11 protein-coding genes are annotated in these 23241 nt (G+C 40.6%); 4 read left to right on the forward strand and 7 right to left on the reverse strand.

All coding sequences use genetic code 11. From position 1 onward, the window contains the following. Window positions 1–483 precede the first annotated feature (483 nt). Window positions 484–3624, forward strand: a complete 3141-nt coding sequence (locus AB3G38_RS22740; RefSeq protein WP_367865985.1) for a SusC/RagA family TonB-linked outer membrane protein — start codon at window positions 484–486, stop codon at window positions 3622–3624. A gap of 12 nt (window positions 3625–3636) precedes the next feature. Beyond that, on the forward strand, window positions 3637–5580 hold the full coding sequence (locus AB3G38_RS22745; protein ID WP_367865986.1) for a RagB/SusD family nutrient uptake outer membrane protein: 1944 nt from the start codon (window positions 3637–3639) through the stop codon (window positions 5578–5580). Between the two features lie 72 nt (window positions 5581–5652). Here the strand turns inward: AB3G38_RS22745 and AB3G38_RS22750 are convergent, their stop codons facing one another. From AB3G38_RS22750 to AB3G38_RS22770, 5 genes are read right to left on the reverse strand one after another with little or no spacing between them, the layout of a single operon-like run. Further along, window positions 5653–6756 carry a glycoside hydrolase family 43 protein gene (locus AB3G38_RS22750; protein ID WP_367865987.1) on the reverse strand — a complete coding sequence of 368 codons (1104 nt, stop codon included), beginning with the start codon at window positions 6754–6756 and terminating at the stop codon, window positions 5653–5655. A 25-nt stretch (window positions 6757–6781) separates the two neighbouring features. Beyond that, on the reverse strand, window positions 6782–9643 hold the full coding sequence (locus tag AB3G38_RS22755) for a glycosyl hydrolase 115 family protein (RefSeq protein ID WP_367865988.1): 2862 nt from the start codon (window positions 9641–9643) through the stop codon (window positions 6782–6784). Beyond that, window positions 9640–10812, reverse strand: coding sequence for a mannonate dehydratase (gene uxuA / locus AB3G38_RS22760; protein ID WP_367865989.1), 1173 nt, complete (start codon window positions 10810–10812; stop codon window positions 9640–9642). The genes AB3G38_RS22755 and uxuA overlap by 4 nt, the downstream gene beginning before the upstream one ends. 17 nt (window positions 10813–10829) lie before the next feature. Beyond that, the gene (locus AB3G38_RS22765; protein WP_367865990.1) at window positions 10830–11585 is read right to left on the reverse strand and encodes an SDR family NAD(P)-dependent oxidoreductase; all 756 of its coding nucleotides are present in this window, start codon (window positions 11583–11585) and stop codon (window positions 10830–10832) included. Between the two features lie 28 nt (window positions 11586–11613). Further along, window positions 11614–13653, reverse strand: a complete 2040-nt coding sequence (locus AB3G38_RS22770; protein WP_367865991.1) for an alpha-glucuronidase — start codon at window positions 13651–13653, stop codon at window positions 11614–11616. A gap of 311 nt (window positions 13654–13964) precedes the next feature. Between AB3G38_RS22770 and AB3G38_RS22775 the strand changes: the two genes are divergently transcribed. After that, window positions 13965–15629: a glycoside hydrolase family 43 protein gene (locus AB3G38_RS22775; protein ID WP_367865992.1), complete on the forward strand. Its 1665-nt coding sequence runs from the start codon at window positions 13965–13967 to the stop codon at window positions 15627–15629. A gap of 156 nt (window positions 15630–15785) precedes the next feature. Here AB3G38_RS22775 and AB3G38_RS22780 read toward each other — a convergent pair whose 3' ends face one another. Both AB3G38_RS22780 and AB3G38_RS22785 read right to left on the reverse strand, forming a co-directional pair. Next, a complete protein-coding gene (locus AB3G38_RS22780) occupies window positions 15786–17321 on the reverse strand; it encodes an IS1182 family transposase (RefSeq protein ID WP_367864238.1) in 1536 nt (511 codons plus the stop codon). Between the two features lie 171 nt (window positions 17322–17492). Beyond that, window positions 17493–18587 carry an endo-1,4-beta-xylanase gene (locus AB3G38_RS22785; RefSeq protein ID WP_367865993.1) on the reverse strand — a complete coding sequence of 365 codons (1095 nt, stop codon included), beginning with the start codon at window positions 18585–18587 and terminating at the stop codon, window positions 17493–17495. A gap of 351 nt (window positions 18588–18938) precedes the next feature. Here AB3G38_RS22785 and AB3G38_RS22790 point away from each other — a divergent pair, with 351 nt between their 5' ends. Beyond that, the gene (locus tag AB3G38_RS22790) at window positions 18939–23090 is read left to right on the forward strand and encodes a two-component regulator propeller domain-containing protein (RefSeq protein ID WP_367865994.1); all 4152 of its coding nucleotides are present in this window, start codon (window positions 18939–18941) and stop codon (window positions 23088–23090) included. Window positions 23091–23241 lie beyond the last annotated feature (151 nt).

Here is a 23241-nt window from a genome sequence, read left to right on the forward strand (position 1 = left end):
CAAATGTCTGTGTCATCTTTCATCAAAAATTAAATTTCACGCTGTCCTGTTGCACCTCTGTAGTACGCTTATTCCAGACTGATATTGCCCGGTGCTCAATTTGATAACCGTATAATTTCATTGTGTACAAAATTTGGCGGCTATTGAACATTAGTTATATCATTTTGATGAAACGTAACATTAGGTTTTGACTAAACCATGCACATTTGAATCGCCATAGTTATGATTTATTTTAGCCAGACCGATTGTTTTGCCTGGCTGAATATTTTTTTGTGCTGATCAGAAAAACGAAATCATTATGGTCCTCTTTTACCGGGCTCAATAAACCTTAACCAAATATTAAAACCACCATAATGATCAAAACTCAAACCTGAAAAAAACCAGTGTATTACAGCAGGATTAAAGTCCCTTATAAATACGGGGCATTCATTTTTATCAACCAAATAACCAAATTAATGAGCTTTTATGATAAAACTTAGATTTATGAAATGTTGGAAAATCATACTGATTATAGTATTAGTAAATGGATTTTCCTTATCCCTTTTTGCACAAACAATCTCCATACGTGGAAAGGTTGTAGATGAAAAAGGAGAGTCCCTGATCGGGGCGTCTGTTAAAATCAGTGGTACAAACACTGGTGTCAGTACAAACAATACCGGTAATTTTACATTACAGATTCCGGCTAATACCACTAAAATAACCATTTCTTACATTGGTTATACGGATTTAGAGAAAGCAATAACCCCGCAGTCCGGCAATCTTGGTACAATATCTCTTGTGAAAAATAACCGTGATCTTAATGAAGTGGTTGTTGTGGGCTACGGCTCTTTGAAAAGACAGGATGTTACCGGAACAATAGCTACAATTAGTGCCAAAACCTTGCAGGAAATCCCCGCTTCCAACGTTATTGAACAGTTGAAAGGCCGTGTAGCCGGTTTAGATGTAGTGAATAGCAGTAATGGGCCTATCATCAGCCTGCGTGGTAACCGGACTATAGGAGCAGCTCCTGGTACAGACGGACCACTGATTGTGCTGGATGGACAGCCTTATTATAACTCCATTGAAAATATTGATCCGAATAACATTAAAAGCATTGATGTATTGAAAGGTGCTTCTGCCACTGCTATTTACGGTTCCCGTGCTTCCGGTGGAGTACTTTTGGTGACCACTAATCGTGGCCGTGTGGGACAAACTGTTACCTCTTATGATTCTTATGTGGGGATCAACACGCTCCAGGGAGACCTGAAGCTCCTGAATGGAACACAATTTGCAAAACTCCAGGAAGATGCGCTGCAAGGGGCGATCATGCAGGGTAGCGGGAGCACAAATCCTCATGCTCTGACCGATATACAGAAGCGCGCACTGAGCGAAGGAATAAGCACTAACTATCCTGATTTATTGTTAAAAAGCGCGATGGTCTGGGATCAAAGCTTAAGAGTCTCAAGCGGAACGGAGAAAACGCAGTTTACTGTTGGTTTAGGTTACCGTGTAAATACAGCGCTGCAACCAAATAACTCAACTAAACGGATATCATTAAATGGTACTATTGATCATAAATTAAATAAGTACCTCAAGTTTGGATTGAGTACGCTGACTACACTACGGCTAATAAATGAAGGAGGAGGAGATCAATTGCAGAATGCGAGATTTATAAGCCCGTTAACTTATCCTTTTAATGCTGATGGGAGTTTAAATATTCTGCCTCAGATTGATCAGCTTGATGCGACCACTATAAACCCTTTATTGCCGGGGCGCAGTCCAGATCAGTATTACAACAATACACGTGGATTTATACACAACGACATTGTTTATGCAGAGGTAACTCCGTTTGACCATTTAAAATACCGCTATAGTTTGAATTATAATTTTTCGCAGTCCTTACAGGGAACCTACAACGGGATCAATGGAGCAGACATTGTAACGATAGCCAAGACCAATGCCAGTACAGTTAACAATTATCAGTATCGCCTGGCTCAGGAGCATTTACTGACCTACGATAACATCTTTGCTAAAAAGCACAGCGTTAATTTTGTAGCAGGTTTTACTACTGAGCTTCAGCACAATGAAAACTCCAGCATTAATGCCACAGGTATTCCTTCGGATGCTAACCGGAATGCTAATCTGGGGCTGGCTTCTACCATCACTGCTGTAAACGGCACATTCGCTGAACAGGGGCTGATATCATTCCTTGGCCGTTTAAACTATACCTTTAACGATAAATATAACTTAACCGCTACTATTCGTTCTGATGCCAACTCTGCGCTGGCCAAAGGACATCAGCGTACCACTTATCCATCTGTAGGTTTAGGCTGGATAATCAGCAATGAAAACTTCATGAAGCAGTTTACCTTTATAGACAATTTGAAACTGCGTGCCGGTTACGGACAAACATCAACTATAAGTACTATAAATCCTTATGGAACTTTAGGGCAGTTAAGTTCCAGTAAATATCAATATGGTGGCACCGCTGCGGGAAATGCGCAGGGCGTGCGGGTAACTACACTGGTCAATGAAAATCTGACCTGGCAGCGTACCGGTGAATATAATATCGCTTTGGATTTTTCATTGCTGAAAAGCAGGCTTACCGGTTCGGTAGAGGTATACAAAACAAAAACTACAGATATCATTCTTGGAAACAGGTTACCAATAACCAATGGTGCAGGTAACCAGGCTTCTAACTTAGGTACATCTGCCAATAAAGGGCTGGAGATTACGCTTAGCAGCGTTAATATTCAAAAAGCCGGTGGCTTCAACTGGTCAACAGATTTTAATATTGCCTTTAGCCGCGAGCGTGTGGTAGAGTTACCGAATGGTGGGCTGACTAATATAGGAGCAGGTCAGTTTGTGGGGCAGCCGTTAAGCGTTATTTATGATCTGAAGAAAATAGGGATATGGCAGAGTAACGAAGCGGCCCAGGCTGCTGCTTTTGGCGCCAAACCCGGGCAGATCAAAATTGAGGATTTTAATAAAGACGGAAAAATTGATGCCAATGATAATCAGCTTATAGGCAATTTTCAGCCTAAGTATGCCCTGGGTCTAACTAACAGGTTTAGCTACAAAAATTTTGACCTGAGTATAGTTATCCAGGGCAGAATGAAATTTACTACCATTGTTCCCTACGTATCTTCTTCTAACTCTGCCTTAAACGGATGGCAGTTTCTGAATATCGGTCGTCACAATCAGCCGGTTATTGATTACTGGACACCTGACAATCCAACCAATGCATTTCCTCAGCCAAATGCTCAGAACCAGGGCAGCTATTATTCAACATTACAATATTATGATGGCTCGTTCATCAGGGCGAAAAGTATCAATTTAGGTTATAATTTGCCAGGAAAGCTAGTAAAACGCTTAGGTATGAATTCATTGCGGGTTTATGCCAACGTGACCAATCCGTTCTTTATCTATGCACCGATCAGAAAAAATAGTTTTTCCGTTCCTGATGCAGAGTCTGTTTATAATGTTGCAGGATCTAATGCAATTGCTCCGGCGGCTGTATCAGCAAGTGGTAACATTGGCGGTTTTGATCCCAATAATCCTAACGGAGCGCCTTATCGTGGTGTAGGGATCAGTCCGGGACTGCAAACACGTGATTTTATTTTTGGTATTAATGCAAGCTTCTAAATTGAAATAGAGATGAGAATATTTAATAAAACCAGCTTTGTAATTGCTGCTTTAGCAGTGTTAATGATAGACAGTGGTTGTAAAAAGGTGTTAAACGAAAGCCCGAGAGCTGGACTATATCCTAATTATTTTGGTACACCAGGTGGTGTTCAGGCAGCCGTTACAGGTGTGTACAATGACTTAAGAGGTGCTTTTTCAGGCGAAGGCCTTGTTTTCTATTATAATGGTACTGATGAAAATATTTCTGGTGGCAGCGCCGGAACTATTGCCCCGATCCTGAATTCCTATAACGGTATAAATTCTTCCAATACACCTGATATAATGGGACTGTATGTAGATATTAATACCCTTAATGGCGTTTTACAATACGCTTCATCGATTACTGATGTCACTGCAAGAACTCAATACGTTGCCCAGGCAAAGTTTCTTCGTGGTTTCATCTATTTTTACCTGGTGCAAACCTATGGCGGACTAACGGCTACACAAAAAAGTGGTATCCCCTTACATACAACTTTTATTACACAAGCTTCCTCAGAAGATAAACCGGCCCAGCTTACTGAAATCTACGACCTGATCATCCAGGATCTTACAGAGGCGGCAGCTGCATTACCAAATACCATTACCGGTTCAAATCCGTTCTCGGCAGGTGGAGTTGGTAAAACTGCTACTGTTGCTGTAGCGAATGCTTTTCTGGCCAAAGTCTACCTGACCAGAGGTTATACAGAAATCAAACATGCTGATGATTTTCAGAAGGCGGCAGAGCTGACAGCGAATCTGATTGCCAATAAGGGTACCTATGGTCTCAGCTTGTGGCAAAACTATAATGATGTTCATAAACCTGTCAATGATTATGGTAAGGAAAATATGTTCAATATTGATTACGGGATCTCAGATCCTCAATATTCAGGATATGTTCAGCAAGGCTCAGGCGGTTATGGGATCAACCAGCTTTATGTATTGCAGCGCTTTAACTACGTAGGGCCTGGGGTAGATAATGTTGCTGGAGTTGATGCCGTACCGCAAAAACTCTCTACTAAATCGGGTATGCTCCGCGACGTGTATAACGGGCGTCCCTATACGCGTCTGGCACCAAATGTACCCTATACAATGAATGTAGCCTTCAAAGATCAGGTACATGACACGCGATATGATGCGACTTTCCAGACCTTCTGGATTTGTAATACAAATGTAGCTGCAGGTTTAACCAGTACTGGTGGAGTGAAAGGGAAGCTGATACCTGCTTCTAATGTTTCGTTAAGCGCATATCAACGGCCTGTGGATGGTGATACTGCTATATTGATGCCTAGTACGGATGTTACCATGGCCCGCCGGGATGCCTTTAAAGGGTTAATCGTTACTCCAAAGCAATTTAACAACACTATTTTTCCAACAGTGAAAAAGTTTGATGATCCTGCACGTACCGGAATACTCGACTTTTCGAGCAGACCAATTGTTTTAATGCGATTTTCTGAAGTTTATCTGATGAATGCAGAAGCTAATTATATGCTGGGTAATGTTAATGCGGCAGCAACATCACTGAATGTGATCAGGCAAAGAGCAGCTTACCGGACACCAGCAGATGCACAAACTGTTGCTAAAAATCAGTTCCGCGTAACTGAGGAAACTATGGCTTCGGCAAATGCTTCAAATGCTGCTGCGATGACCCTGACCAGCGAACAGCTTTCTCAATTAAGTATACCCAACAATACCAGTACAGGCAGCTCGCCCAACGGTATGGATTTGATTTTGGAAGAATATTCCCGCGAACTTTATGGGGATCCGCGTCGTTGGTACGATCTGGTGAGGACCAGGCAGCTGGTTAGACGTGTAAAAATGTACAATGCAATTGGTGCACCTAACATTCAGGATTTTCATACCAGAAGACCGATCCCGCAAACCTTAATTGATGCGGTATTATCGGGGCCGAAATATCCACAGAATAACGGTTATCAATAAGCATTAAATAAAAAACCCTGTGACCTGCTTTCATTTAAAGCAGATCACAGGGTTTATGCTAAGCTTCTGTTTTTATTGCAGTACAGGCTTTATCAGTTGTATACTTCCATCTGCGTTATGCTTCAGTTCGGTTACTTTGATGTTTCTCAGGTGTGTTTTTCCGGATAGCTGGGTGTCATGATAATAAATATACCATTTGCCTTTTTGTTCTATGATAGAATGATGTGTAGTCCATCCCTGAACAGGTTCCATAAACGTTCCCTGGTAAATAAAAGGCCCATAAGGACTATCGCTGGTTGCATAGGCAAGAAAATGCGTATCACCAGTTGAATACGTAAAGTAATATTTGCCATTGTATTTATGCATCCATGCGCCCTCAAAAAATCTTCTGTTATGGTCTTTAGTTAACAGTGGCTTACCAGCTTTATCTAAAATTACCACATCTTTTACTGGTCCGTCAAAACTTAACATATCAGCGCTCATCTTTGCTACCTTAGCAGTAAGGGCAGGTTCATCTTCTTTGCCTGAATCAGTTTTAGAACCATCAGCATTATAATTTCCATTATTCCAGCGTTGTAGCTGACCTCCCCAGATGCCACCATAATATAAGTAAGTATTCCCATCTGTGTCCGTGAAAGCCGCAGGATCTATGCTATAACTTCCTTCAATTGGTTTTGGTTCCGCTTTGAATGGCCCGGCTGGGTTTTTTGAGGTTGCTACACCGATTCTGAATATATCTTGTTTATCCTTAACAGGGAAATAGAGATAATAGGTGCCATTTTTAAACGCAGCGTCAGGAGCCCAGAGTTGCCGGCCTGCCCATGGAATATCTTTGATGCTTAAAGCCACACCGTGGTCTGTAACCTTACCGCTGACACTATCCATACTCAGAATATGGTAATCCCGCATGTCAAAATGATCGCCATTGTCATTTTCTGGTGTACCTGCTTCAATATCATGTGAAGGATAAATATATATTTTACCATTGAAAACATGGGCAGACGGATCTGCGGTATAAATTTCGGAAATCAGAGGCTGAGAAAGGTATTTTATTTTTTTTGTCGTATCTGTGGTTTTCGTGCCTGCCGTATGAGCAGGCTGCTGACACGAACTTGTAGTTGTAGCCAGCATGGCTATGGTAATAGCGAGGGCTGAATGCTGTTTAAGTTTATTCATGATTTTAGGATAGGTTGTAACTTGTTTATTTTAAATTGCTTTTAAATGTTTCAGGAGGTCCCAGAAAGCTTGGTTTTAACCCACCAAGATCCAGTACGAGTTTTTGTAGTACTACACCAGGATTCACCATCCAGTATTTTAAAGTATGTTTTCCTGGTTTATCAAATTTTAAGGATGTTTTAAAGATTTTAATGCTATTGGCTACTGATCGTCCCCAGGCTGCTTCGGTTTGATAATCCTTACTGATGTTGACGATGGTTGCAGGATTATTATCTATGGAAATAGCGAACTTTAAACCATCAGTGTTTGTAAAGTCTATCGTTGGCGAAATGAATGAGTTCAGGGTATAGGTACCTGCCTGATCAAGGTAAATATCATAAGTAAGGTGAGGACTGTTTTTACCTGGTTTTTGAGCAGCAGAGGTGACCGGAAACGGAATTACTCCGGCTAAAGTTTTACCATAACCCGGAATTGTTTTCCAGGAAACAGTTTTGCTCCTGACAGCCTTTGTATAATGGGGGGCCTCTATGGCAATATATCCGCTTTGAGGAAAAAATAAATTTCCTGCCTGACCATTAAATGTTTTGTTGTAATAAGTTGGGACTGGAAGGGTTAATTCAGTACCGTCACTTCCGTTAATAGTGATCAGAGTCACTGCTTTACCTTTGGGGGCTCTTGTCCAGTCTATACTTAAATCAATTCTTTTTTCATCTTGAATTATCCCCTTTTTTTCTTTAATGATGACATAAGACGGAGCAGTAATGTTATAGGTCAGCTTACCGGCACCGGTATTAAAAAGCTCAAAATAATGTTTTTTATTATTCAGGTTATCCAATACCGGAAAATCTTTGTTGATCCTGTTTTTCCCGGTCCAGCTGATATCTGACCCTTCAATTGCCAAACCAAGGCTTGTACTGGCTGCTGCAATTCTATAAGTTTCAGGCATTTTGTTTTGTTCGGGTTCCTGCCAGTTTGTGTAACCAATATGGGTTTGATCCATCATATGGTCCCACTTACCACCAGCCATGATCTTGTTATAAAAATGTGTAATCTCTATATCTTTTTTAAACAAGGAATCTGCTTTTTCGGCGAGCTTATTTGTCCGTATCCGGCTTTGTTTAGCATAAAGCTTGTTTTTCGCAATAGTGTAGTAAAGTTCATGGAGGTTTGCACTGGCCTCAATGGGATGTGAAACCAATTGGTAATAAGCATCTTTCCTGTCTTTATCCAGCTGATTGAAGATCAGTCTGGCCCTGTTTTCAAGTGTCTTGTAATTATTGACAACGTTTTCAAATTCCCTGTAGTTTACCAGGCTATAGGTGTTTTCATTCAGTAGCTCTGGTTTTATCCTGCTATTGTATTTTGAACTGGTCTCCAGGATACCGGCAGTTTCTGAAGCGTATTTCGTCCCAAATTGCCTGCTGCACCAGTTAATCGTATATTGCTTCAGTTTTTCAGCCGGAATGGCATCCGGTGCCCAGGCATAATCTAAAAAGAACTGAATTGGAAACTCCATAGGTTTTAAATCACCAACATTTACAATCCAGATCTGGTTGGCATTGTACTGATGGGCCAGGTTCATTTGTTCCCATATTTTCTGGATTGAATTGGTATTGATCCATTTATAATTCCTTGGGCCGCCCACATAATCGAAATGATAGTAAATCCCGTATCCGCCGGTCCTTGGTTTTTCCGTTAAAGCAGGAAGTTTTCTGATATTCCCCCAGTTGTCATCACAAAGGAGCAAGGTCACATCATCCGGTACACGCATGCCTTTATCATAATAAGACTGGACTTCCTTATACAATGCCCAGAGCTGTGGGGTCTGGTCTGCTGGTTTTCCGGTTACTTTTGTAATGATTTCCCGCTGATCCCTGACGATTTTTTCAAGCAAAGCAGTCGCTGTTCCTTCAGTCATCGGTTCATCACCATCTCCCCGCATGCCTACAGTTATAATTTGCTCTTTATCCGCAACGCGTTTCAGGCCACTTTCCCAAAATGCTTTGAGTTGTTCCGGATTTTGTTCATAGTTCCATTTACCGCCTTTGTACCTTCTCCATTCATCATGGGCCCTTGTCAGTGGCTCGTGGTGGGAAGTGCCGATTACGATGCCATATTCATCGGCCAGAACAGGGTTCATCTTGTCGTCATCGTTAAAAGCGCTTCCCCACATGGCCGGCCACAGGTAATTTCCTTTAAGACGAAGGATCAGTTCGAAGACCTTTTCATAAAATTTATGATTAAAACCACCAAATTCTTTTTTGGACCACCCTGATAAAGCTGGTGCCTCGTCATTTAAAAATATGCCCCTGTATTTTACAGCGGGTGTAGTAGTGACGTGACGGCCAGAAATAACATACAGTGTATTGCTCTTTTGCGGCGGCACATCGGCCCAGTAATACCAGGGTGAAACCCCTATCTGGCTGGACAGTTCATAAATTCCATAGATGGTTCCCCGCTTATCGCTGCCGGCAATCACAAGTGCACTATCTATCCCTGGTACAGGATTTTTTACCACTTGAATTAAAGTAGTTTCCCATTTTCCAGAAACGCCGGACGGGTTAATTTTATTGGTTTTAATTAACTGATCAATGATTGTGCTGTGGCCAATGGTACCGATAATAATCGACATCGGGGCTACCTGACCGGTATGGAGCGCTGCGGGTTTGCCGGTTACTTTTCTGAAGTCATCCTGAAGATCTTTGGCGGCCCTGACTACGCCTTTCCATTCATTGTCACTGACTATAAGGTTAGCCGTTTTTTCTCCCCGTGCAATGCAGAAACTGCCTGGTACATATTTTTTAGAGATGAACGGATCAATACCAGCAGCCCTGGCAAAGCTATTCAAACCGATCATCAGCAGGAATAAAATAAGTTTCTTCATCATAGTTGTTCTGCTGTAAGTGAATACGAAATCCCCATTTCCAGGCCACGCAATTCGGCAAGGCCTTTTAACCTTCCTATGGCTGAGTATCCGGGATAAGTTTTTTTTTTAAAATCATCGAGCATCTGGTGTCCGTGGTCGGGACGCATAGGAATGGATATATTTTTTCTTTTGGACAGTAAAATGACTTCCTTTACGACCTCAGCCATACCAGCATTCCCCTCTAAATGATTGGCTTCGTAAAAATTTCCCTGCTCATCACGCTGAGTGCTCCGCAGATGAAGGAAATGAATACGTCCGGCCAGACGTCTGACCATACCGGATAAATCATTGTCTGGTCTTGCTCCAAAGGAACCTGTACAGAAACATAAGCCATTTGCAGGTGAGGGCACAGCTTCAAATATTTCTCTGACATCCTGTTCTGTACTCACAATTCTGGGTAATCCCAGGATTGGATAAGGTGGATCATCGGGATGAATAGCCAATTTTATTCCCGCCAATTCAGCTGCAGGTGTAATCTCTCTTAAAAAATGGAGTAAATGAGTTTTTAACTGATCAGCATCTATACCCTGATAAGTTTCAAGTGCTGTCAGAATTTGTTCCCTTGTAAAGGGCTCATCACTTCCCGGTAAACCCAGCATCGCAGTTTTAAACAAGGAGGATCTTTCAGCTAAAGTCATGGTCTCAAAGCGTTGCTTCGCTTTTGATTGCTCTTCAGCAGTATATTCATGACTAGCACCAGGCCTTTGGAGTAAAAACAAATCAAAGGCAATAAATGCTGATTTTTCAAAACGTAAAGCTTTACTTCCGTTATCCAAAGTATACTGCAGATCTGTTCTCATCCAGTCCAGGATGGGCATGAAGTTATAAGTGACCACTTTCATCCCGCACGCCGCCAGGTTTTTAAGACTTTGCTTATAGTTTTCTATGTAGTGCTGGAAATTATCTTTTTGTTTTTTGATGTCTTCATGAACAGGAAGGCTTTCTGTTACCGTCCAGGTTAAGCCTGCGGCTTCGACTATTTTTTTCCGTTCCTCAATTTCATCAACTGTCCAGATATCCCCAATAGCAATTTGATGTAACGCAGTCACAACGCCACTGCAACCGGCTTGTCTGATATCCTGCAGGCTAACAGGGTCGCCTGGGCCGAACCAGCGCATAGTTTGTTCCATTAACATATTTTTCTTTATTAAAAACCAATTGAATTTCCCCCATCAACAGGCAATATTACTCCTGTAATGTATTTTGCAGCATCAGAAACCAGAAAAGCTGCTGTTGTTCCAATGTCTTCCGGTTCTCCAAGATATCCCATTGGCGTGCGGGAGTAAACTTTTGCTTTTCGTTCAGGATCACTATCCAATGCCTTAGCCGACATGTTGCTGTAAATAAAACCTGGCGCAATTGCATTGATACGGATCCCTTTTGGGGAGAGTTCAACGGCCATGGCTTTAGTCATGCCCTCTATTGCACTTTTTGCTGCGGTGTACGCGATTACTTTGGGTATGCCATATTGTGCAGCCATCGAGCTTATGTTGAGGATACAGCCGGATTTAAATGGAAGCATAGCGCTGACAACTTCCCTTGATATACTGAATACCGATAAGACATTGGTTTGAATGATCTGCATAAAATCAGCATCGGTAACCTCGCAGAATTCTTTTTTCATATTGATACCTGCGTTATTGACAAGGATATCAATTTGCTGATGTCTGGCAGCTATTTGCTGGATAAGGGAAGGAATGCCATCAAGCTGACTCAAATCAAACGTAATCGTCTCGCATAATTCCCCCAATTTCTCTTTAGCTTTTTGAAGTTTTAATTCGTCACGTCCGATAATTATTGTATAAATATTGTTCCGGATAAATTCTGTTGCAATGGCCAGGCCGATTCCCGAACCGCCACCCGTAACGATGGCGATTTTTAGCTTGTTTTGATTTTCGTTCATTGATTTGATCTCGTGCTGATTATTGAGGTTAATTATATATAGCAGATGGCGGAGTGTTCTTTAAGTATTCCAGATCATGAACTGGCCGCTCTATATCAAATGGGACAGGTCGTTTGCTGAATTGCTGAAAATAAAGTAAGCACGCATCTTTCCAGATTTGAGCATCACGGCATTGACGCTGCAGTTTACGCTGTACTGCATAGAAACGCTGGTGATCAACATAAGGCTGAACCTGATCCCAGATTTTCTGGAATTTACGCACTTCATTTACTCCACTAGCATATTTATAGCACATTTCATCCCATAATATGCGCCCGTTTTTCATTTTGTAATCCCAGGGAAGGTGATGAAACCATAACAGGTAAATCTCAGGACAGGTTTCGGGGTGGTTAAATCTGGAAGCCAGGGGTTCCCGGTACTGACTTATTGCGTTACTTCCTGTATTTGTCCGGTTGAAACCAATGCCATTGGTATCTGCCTGATGGTAATATACAGAGGTCCAGTCTTGCCTTAAGTTTTTATTCGCAAACCATGGTGCAGGGCCATAATGATGGTTCTCCACAAAAATATGATGCAGGCCCAGGGGCATCATATAATTGACTGCTGCTTCCCGGCTGGCCATCATCATGGCTTTTACCGGCTTAATAAAGTCAGGCTCATTTTGTACAAAGGTTTGTTTCAGCCATTCTTCTGCAATGTCCCCACTGCCCATTTCATTATTCCAGGCCATACGTCCAAACGCATACCAGTTCGCCTGTGCAAAATCATGACCACACCAATTGGAGTCTAATCCAATATTAGCTACGCCAGCAATGGCTGTAAATTGCTGAGGGTAAAGATTTCCAGCTGTACGCCGCGCTATAGTACTTCCGCTTCCTTCCTGATAAGTATCACTTTTAAGAAATTCTTCCCACATGGGAGACAGGTAGACCAATTGTATATCACGTCCCAGATATTCCTGGGTGATTTGAAGCTCTGGCATTACGGCAGTTTTTTTCAATGCACCAAAAAGGGGACTGAAAGGCTCGCGTGGCTGGAAGTCCAGCGGCCCGTTTTTGATCTGAATAATAACATTTTCCCGGAATTGTCCGTCCAATGGTAAGAATTCTGAATAGGCCTGCATCACACGGTCCTTATCTGATGGGCTATAGACAAAAGCCCTCCACATGACTATTCCTTTGTAAGGTTTTAGTGCGTCGGCTATCATGTTGGCACCATCAGCATGGGTGCGTCCAAAGTCTTGCGGGCCGGGTTGTCCTTCACTATTGGCCTTCACTAAAAAGCCGCCAAAGTCAGGAACCAAACTGTATATTTCCTTTAATTTCGTGGCCCACCACTTTTTTACTTCAGGATCCAAAGGATCTGAGGTTTTTAGCCCTCCTGTTTTTACTGGTGAGGAAAAATTAACAGAGAGATAAACCTTCACGCCATAAGGACGCAGAACTCCGGCTATATCTTTCACTTTTTTCAAATAGACAGAAGTTAAGATTAGCGGGGAGGCATTTACATTATTAAGTACGGTACCATTGATTCCTATGGATGCATTGGCCCTGGCATATTCACGCCAAAGTATTTTATCCTTTTCGGTAACCGTAAGTGAGTTTTTTTCATTTCTCCAGAAGATGGAGGAACCTGCATACCCGCGTTCCACTGATCCGTCTAAATTGTCCCAGTGGTTAAGAATGCGATGCATATAGGAAGGATTGGACGCTAAATTACCGGCCGTTTTTCCTGTCTTTTGACGGCGCAATACCTCATAAGTGCCATAAAGGATCCCAAACTCGGTATTTGCTCTTATGCCGGCATCGTCTAAAATAAAACCATCTCCTTTAATTGATTTTTCAGGAGATATATGGAGCGTAAACCTCTTACCGGAAGGCCCTTGCCATCCATCCGTCAGCTCTTTTATGGCAATGTCCAATACAGCCGATTTTTTGGCGCAAATGATATTTACATCGATTGCGGGCCGCTTGTTCAACCAGAGTTGATGGCCATCTTCTGCGCTGGTTTTTATATAAAGTGTACTTAACGTACACAGAATTATAATCGATCTGCTAATAAATTTCATACATAATTTGCCTTTAGATACCTGGTTTGTCAAATTAACTGACCGATATAACCTGGAGGATAAAAATATAGATCTCAACAGGGCAGGAGGTGTTCGTTTGTCATCAATTGTATAACAAATGTTTAATAGCTGTTTTATGCTAAGATTTCAGGGAACCGGCTGTCTGTAAAGGTAAATTGGCCCTCCAGATACATTTTTTACATTAAAATCAACAAATGAGCGAGCTTTCTTTTTTTTAGCCCGGTAGCTTTGGATAATCAGCGGCTGATGATTCAATCTCTTTATTTTATTCAAATTACATCCCTAAAAAAATGCGCATCTTTTTTTCTTATTTAGTAGTACTGACCACTTTTTTTTCGGGTGTCCGGGCTCAGATGACTTTAGAAAATCCTATTCTTCCGGGGTTTTATCCCGATCCTGCTATATGTAAAGCAGGATCAGATTATTACATGGTCACCTCGACTTTTGTTTATTTCCCGGGGATACCTGTTTTACATAGTAAAGACCTTAAAAACTGGAAGCAGATTGGCAGTGCCATTAGCCGGCCATCGCAAATGGATTTTATGGGAGAACAGGTATCAAGAGGCTTGTTTGCACCGGCAATAAATCATCATAACGGGATTTTCTATATCACTTGTACAGATATTGATCATGGCGGGAATTTTATTATCACAGCCACGAATCCGGCCGGTCCATGGAGTAATCCCGTATATATTAAAGAAGCAAGAGGCATTGATCCATCTTTGTTCTTTGAGGGTGATCGGGCATTTATTATCTATAACAGCGATCCTCCGGAAAATAAATCTTTATATAGCGGACACAGGACGGTCAGGATTTATGAACTTGATCTGACGACGCTGAAGGTGAAAGGAGCTGAAAAGATCCTGGTCAATGGTGGAGTAGACCTCAGTAAAAAACCTGTTTGGATTGAAGCACCTCATATCTACAAAAGAAATGATTTTTATTATTTGATGGCAGCCGAGGGCGGAACCAGTGTCAATCATTCTGAGGTGATTTTCAGAAGTAAGGATGTCCGCGGACCTTATATTCCCTATGAAAAAAATCCTATCCTTACCCAAAGGCATCTGGATCCAGGCAGAAAAAATCCAATATCTTCAGTTGGTCATGCTGATTTGGTAGAGGGACCTGATGGAAATACTTATGCTGTATTCCTGGGTGTTCGTCCTTATGCAGGAGATTTTTACAATACGGGCCGTGAAACTTTTATTGCGCCTGTAAAATGGGTGGATGGCTGGCCAATTATCAATGCTGATTACAAAGAAGTACAATACAAATATAACGTAAACTGGAAAGAGCAGAAGCACGCTGACCAATTGCCAATTACCGGGAACTTTAGTCTTAAGGTCGCGTTTAAAGACAGTTTGAATACCCAGTTTTTGTTTTTACGCACTAACAACCCTGACTGGTATAGTTTCCGGAAAAATAAAAACGCGCTCACCATAAATCTTTTGCCGGAAACAATTCTGGAGAAAGGAAATCCTGCTTTTATTGGAAGAAGGCAGCAGCATCTGAACAGCTCAGCCTCTACTGAAATGGATTTCTCTGCTCAAAATGAAAATGAAAAAGCTGGACTCATCATCTTTCAAAACGAGAACCATTTTTACTATATGTGCAAGTCCATTGACAATAAAAAGAATGTAATTCAACTATTCAAAGGTAATCCGGCTTCAAATCAAATGGATTTACTAAAACAGATTGTTTTACCCAAATCTCAAAATAAAGTATATTTCAAAATCAGTTCCGATAAAGACCATTATTCATTCTGGTATGGCTCGTCAAATAAAAACTGGAAGCTGCTGGCAGATAAACTGGATGGCAAATTTCTAAGTACTGCTGTTGCTAAAGGTTTTGTTGGATCTTTGTATGGGATTTATGCAACCTCAGCAGGTAAGGTGTCAAATAATCAGGCTGTTTACAGTTGGTTTGGCTATAGTGGAAATGACAGTACTTACTAATCCGGATATACGCTCTTAACATTACAAAGAGGCTGTATCATTGATAAAAAAAATGATCAGCCTTTTTTATGTGTTTAGTATTTTATAACTACTCCATTTTGGAGTTTTGGGATTTGTACTGGTTATTTCGACTAATAACAGCAAAAAGTGCCTTTCTTAGGCTGCTTTTTTCCTTAAGTTCTGTGCGATAGCTAATAAACCCCATTCTATCTCCACTTTCTCTTTGCCCCGGAGCATGAAGCGGCGGAATCCGTGATTCTGTTTAATATTTGCAAAGACCGGTTCAACATCGAAGCATCGCTTTTTTCGATGTCTTATTCCTTCTTCAGTATTTAACAGTTCATGAGCCTTTTGTTTTAACCTTTTCAGGTTAACATTTATCTCCATGATGCGGTTGGTTTTTGATTTATGGCAAATGCCGTTTAAAGGACATTTACTGCAGTTTTTAGCCTGGTAGTTTCTGTAGATCTGCTTGAATCCGGTAGTTGTTTTTTTAGTGGTGTCACCGATGTAATGCATCTGCTGTCCCATCGGGCAGATATAAACGTCCAGCTGATTATTGTAAAACAACTTATCTGCGGCAAAAGGGTATTTTTTGTTATAGGTATCATTTTGGCCCTTGTCAAACAGATTGTATTTCACATAAGCTTCCATTTGCTTTCCTTCAAGCAGCGTATAGTTCTCTTCTGAGCCGTATCCTGCATCTGCAGTAAGGGTTTTGGGTACTTTGCCAAAGCTACTTTCATGCTGCTCCAGATGAGTTTTTAAAGTGGTGGTATCCGTTGGATTTGGGTGGATGGTGTAATTTACAATGAACTGGTTAGAAGTCGATATCTGAATATTATATGCCGGTTTGAGCTGACCATTTAACATGTGATCCTCCTTCATTCTCATAAATGTAGCATCAGTATCGGTTTTGCTATAGCTGTTTCTTTCTCCAAGAATAACCTCCTGCTGCTCATATTTATCAATATTTACAGGAAAGTTCTGGTTAATGTACCTGAGCTTTGCTTTTACCTTTTTATCAACCTGATCATTGTCTGCCAGAACTTTATTGAGCTTTTCAACAGTAGCCTTAACACTTTCCTTATTGATCGTGGTCGCAGTGGGTGGCTCAGGCATCATATCCTCATCGGCTGCAACACTTTGTGCGTAATTCCAGATCTCGTCCAATTGCTTTTTCATCTTTTCCTTGTTGGTCTGGATTGATTTCTTCCAGACAAAAGTGTACTTATTGGCATTAGCTTCAATCTTGGTCCCATCGGTATAAACCTGGTCAATACTCAGCAGCTCTTCTTTGGCCAGCAGCTTAACAACTTCTTCAAAAACACTGCGAAGTGCATGTTTAAGGCGTACCCCACGAAAACGGTTGATCGTATTGTGGTCAGGCTTATTCATCGCGCTCAGCCACATAAAAGGAACTCTTTCCCTGCAGGCTTCAGCTAACTTACGACTGGAATAAATATTGGTGAGATATCCATAAACCAATACTTTTAAAAGCATAAGCGGGTGATAATTAGAGCCACCACGTACGTGATAGGCTTTTAGAAGTGGTTCAACATTGATTGCATTGATCACATCATTGACGATTCTTACGGTATGGTCTGTAGGGATTAGATCATCAAGATTAGGCGGGAGCGCCATGAGCTGATCCTGGTGGTAGGGTCTGAAAATAGGTTTTCTTACTGACATATTCTACTAATGTTTGCAGCTTAAATATATGAAAATCAAGTTGTTAAATCAAATATCAGCAGAAATATTTTGCCCTAAATTACTTAAGATCAGGAAGAAAGAAGTCCTTTAAAACGAAGAAGAGCCTGAATCATGATTTATGATACAGGCTCTTTTTTAAGGTGAGTTATTTTAGAACCTGATGACCTCATAATAGGCCTTTTTGGGTTGCAGATTGGTGTCGAACAGTAAAGGGAAGTTCTTTTTGCCACGATTGTCGAGCCAGCTATACCTGTCGGATAAGTTCCAGAAGGTTACGCCACTAATGTTCTTTTTATATTTTCGAAACACTTCAAAGACCATCCTGTACTTTTCCAGCTGTTTTTCTTCCATCTCTCTGGTGAAAACTGCAGCCGTTGTATCCCTTTGTCCCCTGACGATTTGTCCCCCCTGATTACCCGCATATACGGAAATATCAAGCTCAGTAAATTGAATAGTTAATCCTAGTGAGGAAAACATTTTGATTGATTTTTCAAGTTCTTCACGACCTGGTGTATTGACAGACCAATGTGCCTGCAATCCAATCCCGTGTATCGGGACACCGCGTGAAAGTAGTTTTTTAAGCATGCGGTAGATCTTCTCTCTTTTTACAGGGTTTTCTGTATTGTAATCATTATAGAATAAAATGGCTTTTGGATCTGCCTGATGTGCGTACCGGAATGCCTGCTCAATAAATTCCTCCCCGGCTATTTCAAAGAGAGGTGTCTTGCGGAAATAAGCTGTATCATCGTCAATAACTTCATTCACAACATCCCAGGCATAGATTTTTCCTTTATAGCGGCTGACTACAGTATTGATATGATTTTTCAGTCTTTCTAATAAGATCTCCTTACTTACAGATTTTCTGTCAGCTCCTCTGAATAGCCAGCGCGGGGCCTGGGTATGCCAGACCAGGCAGTGACCACGGATTTTTAATTTGTTTGCTATCGCGAAGGCTACGATGGAGTCCGCATTTTTCCAGTAAAAATGGTTTTCCTCCGGATGCAAAGGGCCCATTTTCATTGCGTTTTCAGCGGTTATGCTATTAAAGTGCTGCAAAATCATTTGGCGGTCAGCGCCTTTGATATCGGCCGGGGTGATGGCTACGCCTATTGGAAAGTATTTTTTATAATAATCTTTTAATCCCTTAGTTTCTTCAGCAAGTGAAAAAGTATAACTGCTTAATGACCACATGCAGGAAAGCAGCATCGAAAACAGGAGGAGCCTTTTGAATAGTTGAGTTTTCATAATTGAACTTAAAAACTGAATAGTTTGTTATAAAGCTATAAATAGTTCGCTGTCCTTTATAGTTCATTTCTTTATTTTGATAACACGAATGTTTCCTGCAGTTTGGGTGTATGAATGACCATCAGGAGGTGTTTTGAACTTATGTAGCATAAAAATAGACATTTGTGATGGTTAGGTGCTCGTTTTGTCGTTACTTTAGTTGTCTAACCAAATATACCAGTGTATCTGTTTTCCCTAATTAAAGGATTTCATTAGGAATAATGATGCTTAATGGTTATTAATCTGTATTTCTTTTAGATTAATATTCCTCAGGTATAATTATTTTATGTAACTTTAGGTAACTGAGCAACAATGTTAAACCGGGTCATTTTTAAAAGAGCTTACTGCTTATTTCTAAGCACTATCTGTATACTACAAGCTGGATATGCACAACAGCAGAAAATAAACTTCACCTCTCTGAATTCAAAAGACGGACTTTCTTCCAATACAGTTAATGCTATTTTAAAAGACCGTTATGGGTTAATGTGGTTTGCGACCGAAGATGGCCTCAATAAATTTGACGGAACGAATTTTACGGTATATAAACATAAATCTGATGATTCTACCGGCCTTCAGGCCAATGATATCAGGGCACTGCATGAAGACAAATCCGGTAATTTATGGGTGGGCAGTTCCGGAGGTTCGCTCAGTTTATATGACAGGAAAAAAAACTCTTTTATAAATCTCCCGGCCAATACCCATGCTGGCCTGAGCAGTGATATCGTCCGCAGCATTTGCAGCGATTATACAGGGAAAATATGGGTGGCAACTTTTAATGGTCTTGATCTGGTTGATCCTGTAAGTAAAAAGGTCAAAAAATTTGCTATCCGGTCTAAAAACCGGCAAGTATTTCCCGCTACATTAATCAGTTGTCTTTATGAAGATAGCAGACGCAGGATGTGGATCGGAACTAATAACGGGTTGTACCTGTATAACCGGAAAACCAATTCATTTATATTTTTTCAGCATTCGGCATCAGATGCTGCCAGCATCAGTGGAAACTATATAGCCGGAATTGTTGAAGATCGTCTTGGAAATTTGTGGGTAGGTACGAAAAACGGACTGAGCATGCTGCTTCCTGATGCGAAGAGCTTTCGGAATTTAAAACATAAAGCTGATGATAATAAATCATTGTCAAGTAATACGATACAAAGTGTGGTAGCCAATGACATGAACCAGTTGTGGATTGGTACAGATGAAGGCTTAAATATTCTGGACATTAAAACAGGAGAAATTACCAAGTATAAGCCGGATTCAAGAAACACTTACAGTTTGACAGGCAAATCAATAAATTGCATGTATATAGACAAACAGGGCACATCCTGGGTTGGTCCTTTTCGTGGAGGCATCAATAAGTATGACATCAACCTTAATCTGTTTCACTTAAAACAAAGTAATATTTTTGACCAGAGAGGATTAAACGGTTCAGTGGTGACCTCCTTTGCAGGCTATAATAAAGATGAAATCTTTGTGGGAACAGATGGCGGGGGGCTGAATTTATTCAACCGTAAAACAGAACTTTTCAGGCATATCAATATGCCGCTGGCAAACGGATCTTCTTCAGCTGGCATCTCGATTATGGTGATGGAAATGACCAGCGCTAAAAAGCTGTATATCGGCACTTATTCAAAAGGGCTGTTTGTTATGGATACAGGAACAGAAAAAATTCAGCAGTTTAAGGCAGGCAACCGTGCAGATGAATTAAATTCCAATGATATATTTTGTGTCAAAGAAGATAGCAAAGGGAAAATATGGGTTGGTACAAATGGTGGTGGGGTCAATATTATGAATTCAGCCAATCAAGTCATTTTCAGGTATCGTAAAAATGCAAGCGGGACAAACGAAGCAGAATATCCGATAAATAATTTTGTCAGATTTATTGAGGAAGACGATAATGGTGATATGTGGATAGGCTCTTACGGTTCAGGAATTGCGGTATTTAATCCCCTTAGCCAAAAGTTTACCCTGTATGATAAGGCTTCTGGTAAATTACCAAATAATCTGACATTATGTATGTTAAAGGATCGTGCCGGAGATATCTGGGTAGGGACATTTAGCGGAGGCCTGAGCCTTTTCGATCGCAAAACAAAACAATTTATTACGTTTTCTGAAAAAAGCGGGCTGAATAATGCAACCGTTTATGCGATAGTTGAAGACCTGAAAGGGCAAATTTGGGTGAGTACAAATAAAGGGATCAGTAGTTTTGACCGAAAAACTAAGAAGTTTACCAATTATGGCATTTATAACGGTGTCCAGAACAATAATTTCGTGCTCGGAGCTGGCTTCAGTTCTGCTGATGGAGAGATTTTTTTTGGAGGTGCTGAGGGTTTCAATTACTTTAATCCACAATACTTTAAACAAAACAAAAATGTCCCGTCCGTCATGTTTACTGATTTAAGGATCAATAATAATTCCGTAAAAGCATCAGATGACGGACCTATTAAGGATCATATTTCTGTAGCCAAAGAGATTAATCTGGATTACAAACAAAATTTCACACTTGGTTATGTGAGTGTAAACTATACCGCTCCGGAACAAAATAAATATTCCTATCGGCTGGAAGGATTTGATAAGGACTGGATTGAAGCAGGGACTTCTAAATCCGTATCCTATACCAATCTTGATCCGGGTGATTATGTATTTCATGTGAAAGCCAGCAACAACAACGGACTATGGAATACCGCAGGAACGGTAATCAACATTCATGTAAAGCCCCCGTTCTGGCGCACCACATACGCTTACCTTTGCTATATAATCGTCATCATTGGATCACTGTTATATAGCAGACACAGAGGAATTCAGAAGTTGAAAAAGAAGTTTGCCGAAGTTCAGGAACGCATGAAAGCAGACCAGGAAAGAAAGGAAATTGAACGTTTAAATGATTTGGACAAACTGAAGATAAAGTTCCTGACAAATTTAAGCCATGAGTTCCGGACTCCGCTTTCATTAATTATGGGACCCGTTGATAAATTGTTACTGGAAGAGAAAAACGCCGCTGATAGCAGCCCGCTGGTCATGATTAAGCGAAATGCAAGAAGACTGTTGAATTTGGTAAATCAAATTCTTGATTTCAGAAAGATGGAAGAACATGAGCTCAGGTTAAATTCATCTGAGACAGAGCTTGTTCCTTTCATTAAAGAAGTTTTGGAATCGTTTAATGATCTGAGTGAACGCAAGCATATTCAATTGGTATTTAAAAGTCAGATCAGAGAATTTTACACTTCCTTTGATCAGGATAAAATCGAGCGGGTATTGTTTAACTTACTGTCAAATGCCTTTAAATTTACCCCGGCAGGCGGAACGATAACTTTAGAGGTGGAGAAAAGTGACCGGACTGTTACTGAAGAACCAGGTATAATTATTAAAGTGTCAGATACAGGTATTGGCATTGGTGCTGATGATAAAGAGAAAATATTTGAGCGGTTTTTTCAGACGGATACAGCCGGTACTATTCTCAATCAGGGCAGTGGTATTGGTTTGTCAATCACGAAGGAGTTTGTTAAAATGCACGGTGGCAGTATAACTGTTCAAAGTGAATATGGAGCAGGAAGTTGTTTCATTATTTATCTTCCATTTTTACCAATTGAACCAATGGATGAAATCATGATAGATTTTTCAGGTGCTGTTAAGGCTGAATCCAAACCAGAAGTGCTTAAGCTACAAGACACGTTTGTTGATCCGGTTGAATTAACTTCCATTTTATTAGTAGAAGATAATGAGGATTTTAGATTTTATCTGAAAGATAGTTTAAAATCCTTCTATAAGATTTATGAAGCATCAAACGGACAGGAGGGCTGGCAAAAAATACTGTCGCATCATCCGCAAATTATTGTAAGTGATATCAATATGCCTTTAATGACCGGAATTGAGTTATGCTGTAAGGTGAAATCTGATAAGCGTACCAATCATATTCCAATTATATTGTTAACTGCTTTAACTGGAGAAGACGAGCAGATCAGGGGATTGAAGACCGGTGCTAATGATTATCTGACCAAGCCATTTAATTTTGAGATCCTTAATAATAAAATTAAAAATCTGTTGTTCTTAAACAGAACGCTGAAGGATACTTATACCAAACAGATCAAGGTTCAGACGCCAGAGGTCCTTATTGAATCGCATAGCGATAAATTATTAAATAAGGTCGTATTATATATTGAAGAAAACCTCACCAACCCGAAACTCTCAGTGGAGGATTTAAGTAAACATGTGGGAATGAGCAGAGGCACACTGTACTATAAGATACTGGAATTAACAGGACTCTCACCAGTTGAATATATCCGGTCTGTTAAACTTGATAAAGCCATTGTTTTACTCGAAAAGAGTGACCTGAATGTTTCACAAATTGCTTACATGGTTGGTTTTGCCACACCTACTTACTTTGCAAAAGCTTTTAAAGCCAAGTTCAGCATTCAGCCTTCTGAATTTAAAAATTTAAAACGAAAAGCAGAAGTCGTGGGAAATTAGATTTTTGTCCAGTCTATAAAGTCAGCGCAGGATGACGTACTAAACGATTGAACAAATTAAAATAACAAATGTTCAAATCTGTACTGTTTGTGTACCGTGGTCTTGTTGATGAAAAATGAACTGTATACTTTAGTTTGTAAATCAGGATTCA

The organism is Pedobacter sp. WC2423, assembly GCF_040822065.1.
Lineage (GTDB): Bacteria > Bacteroidota > Bacteroidia > Sphingobacteriales > Sphingobacteriaceae > Pedobacter.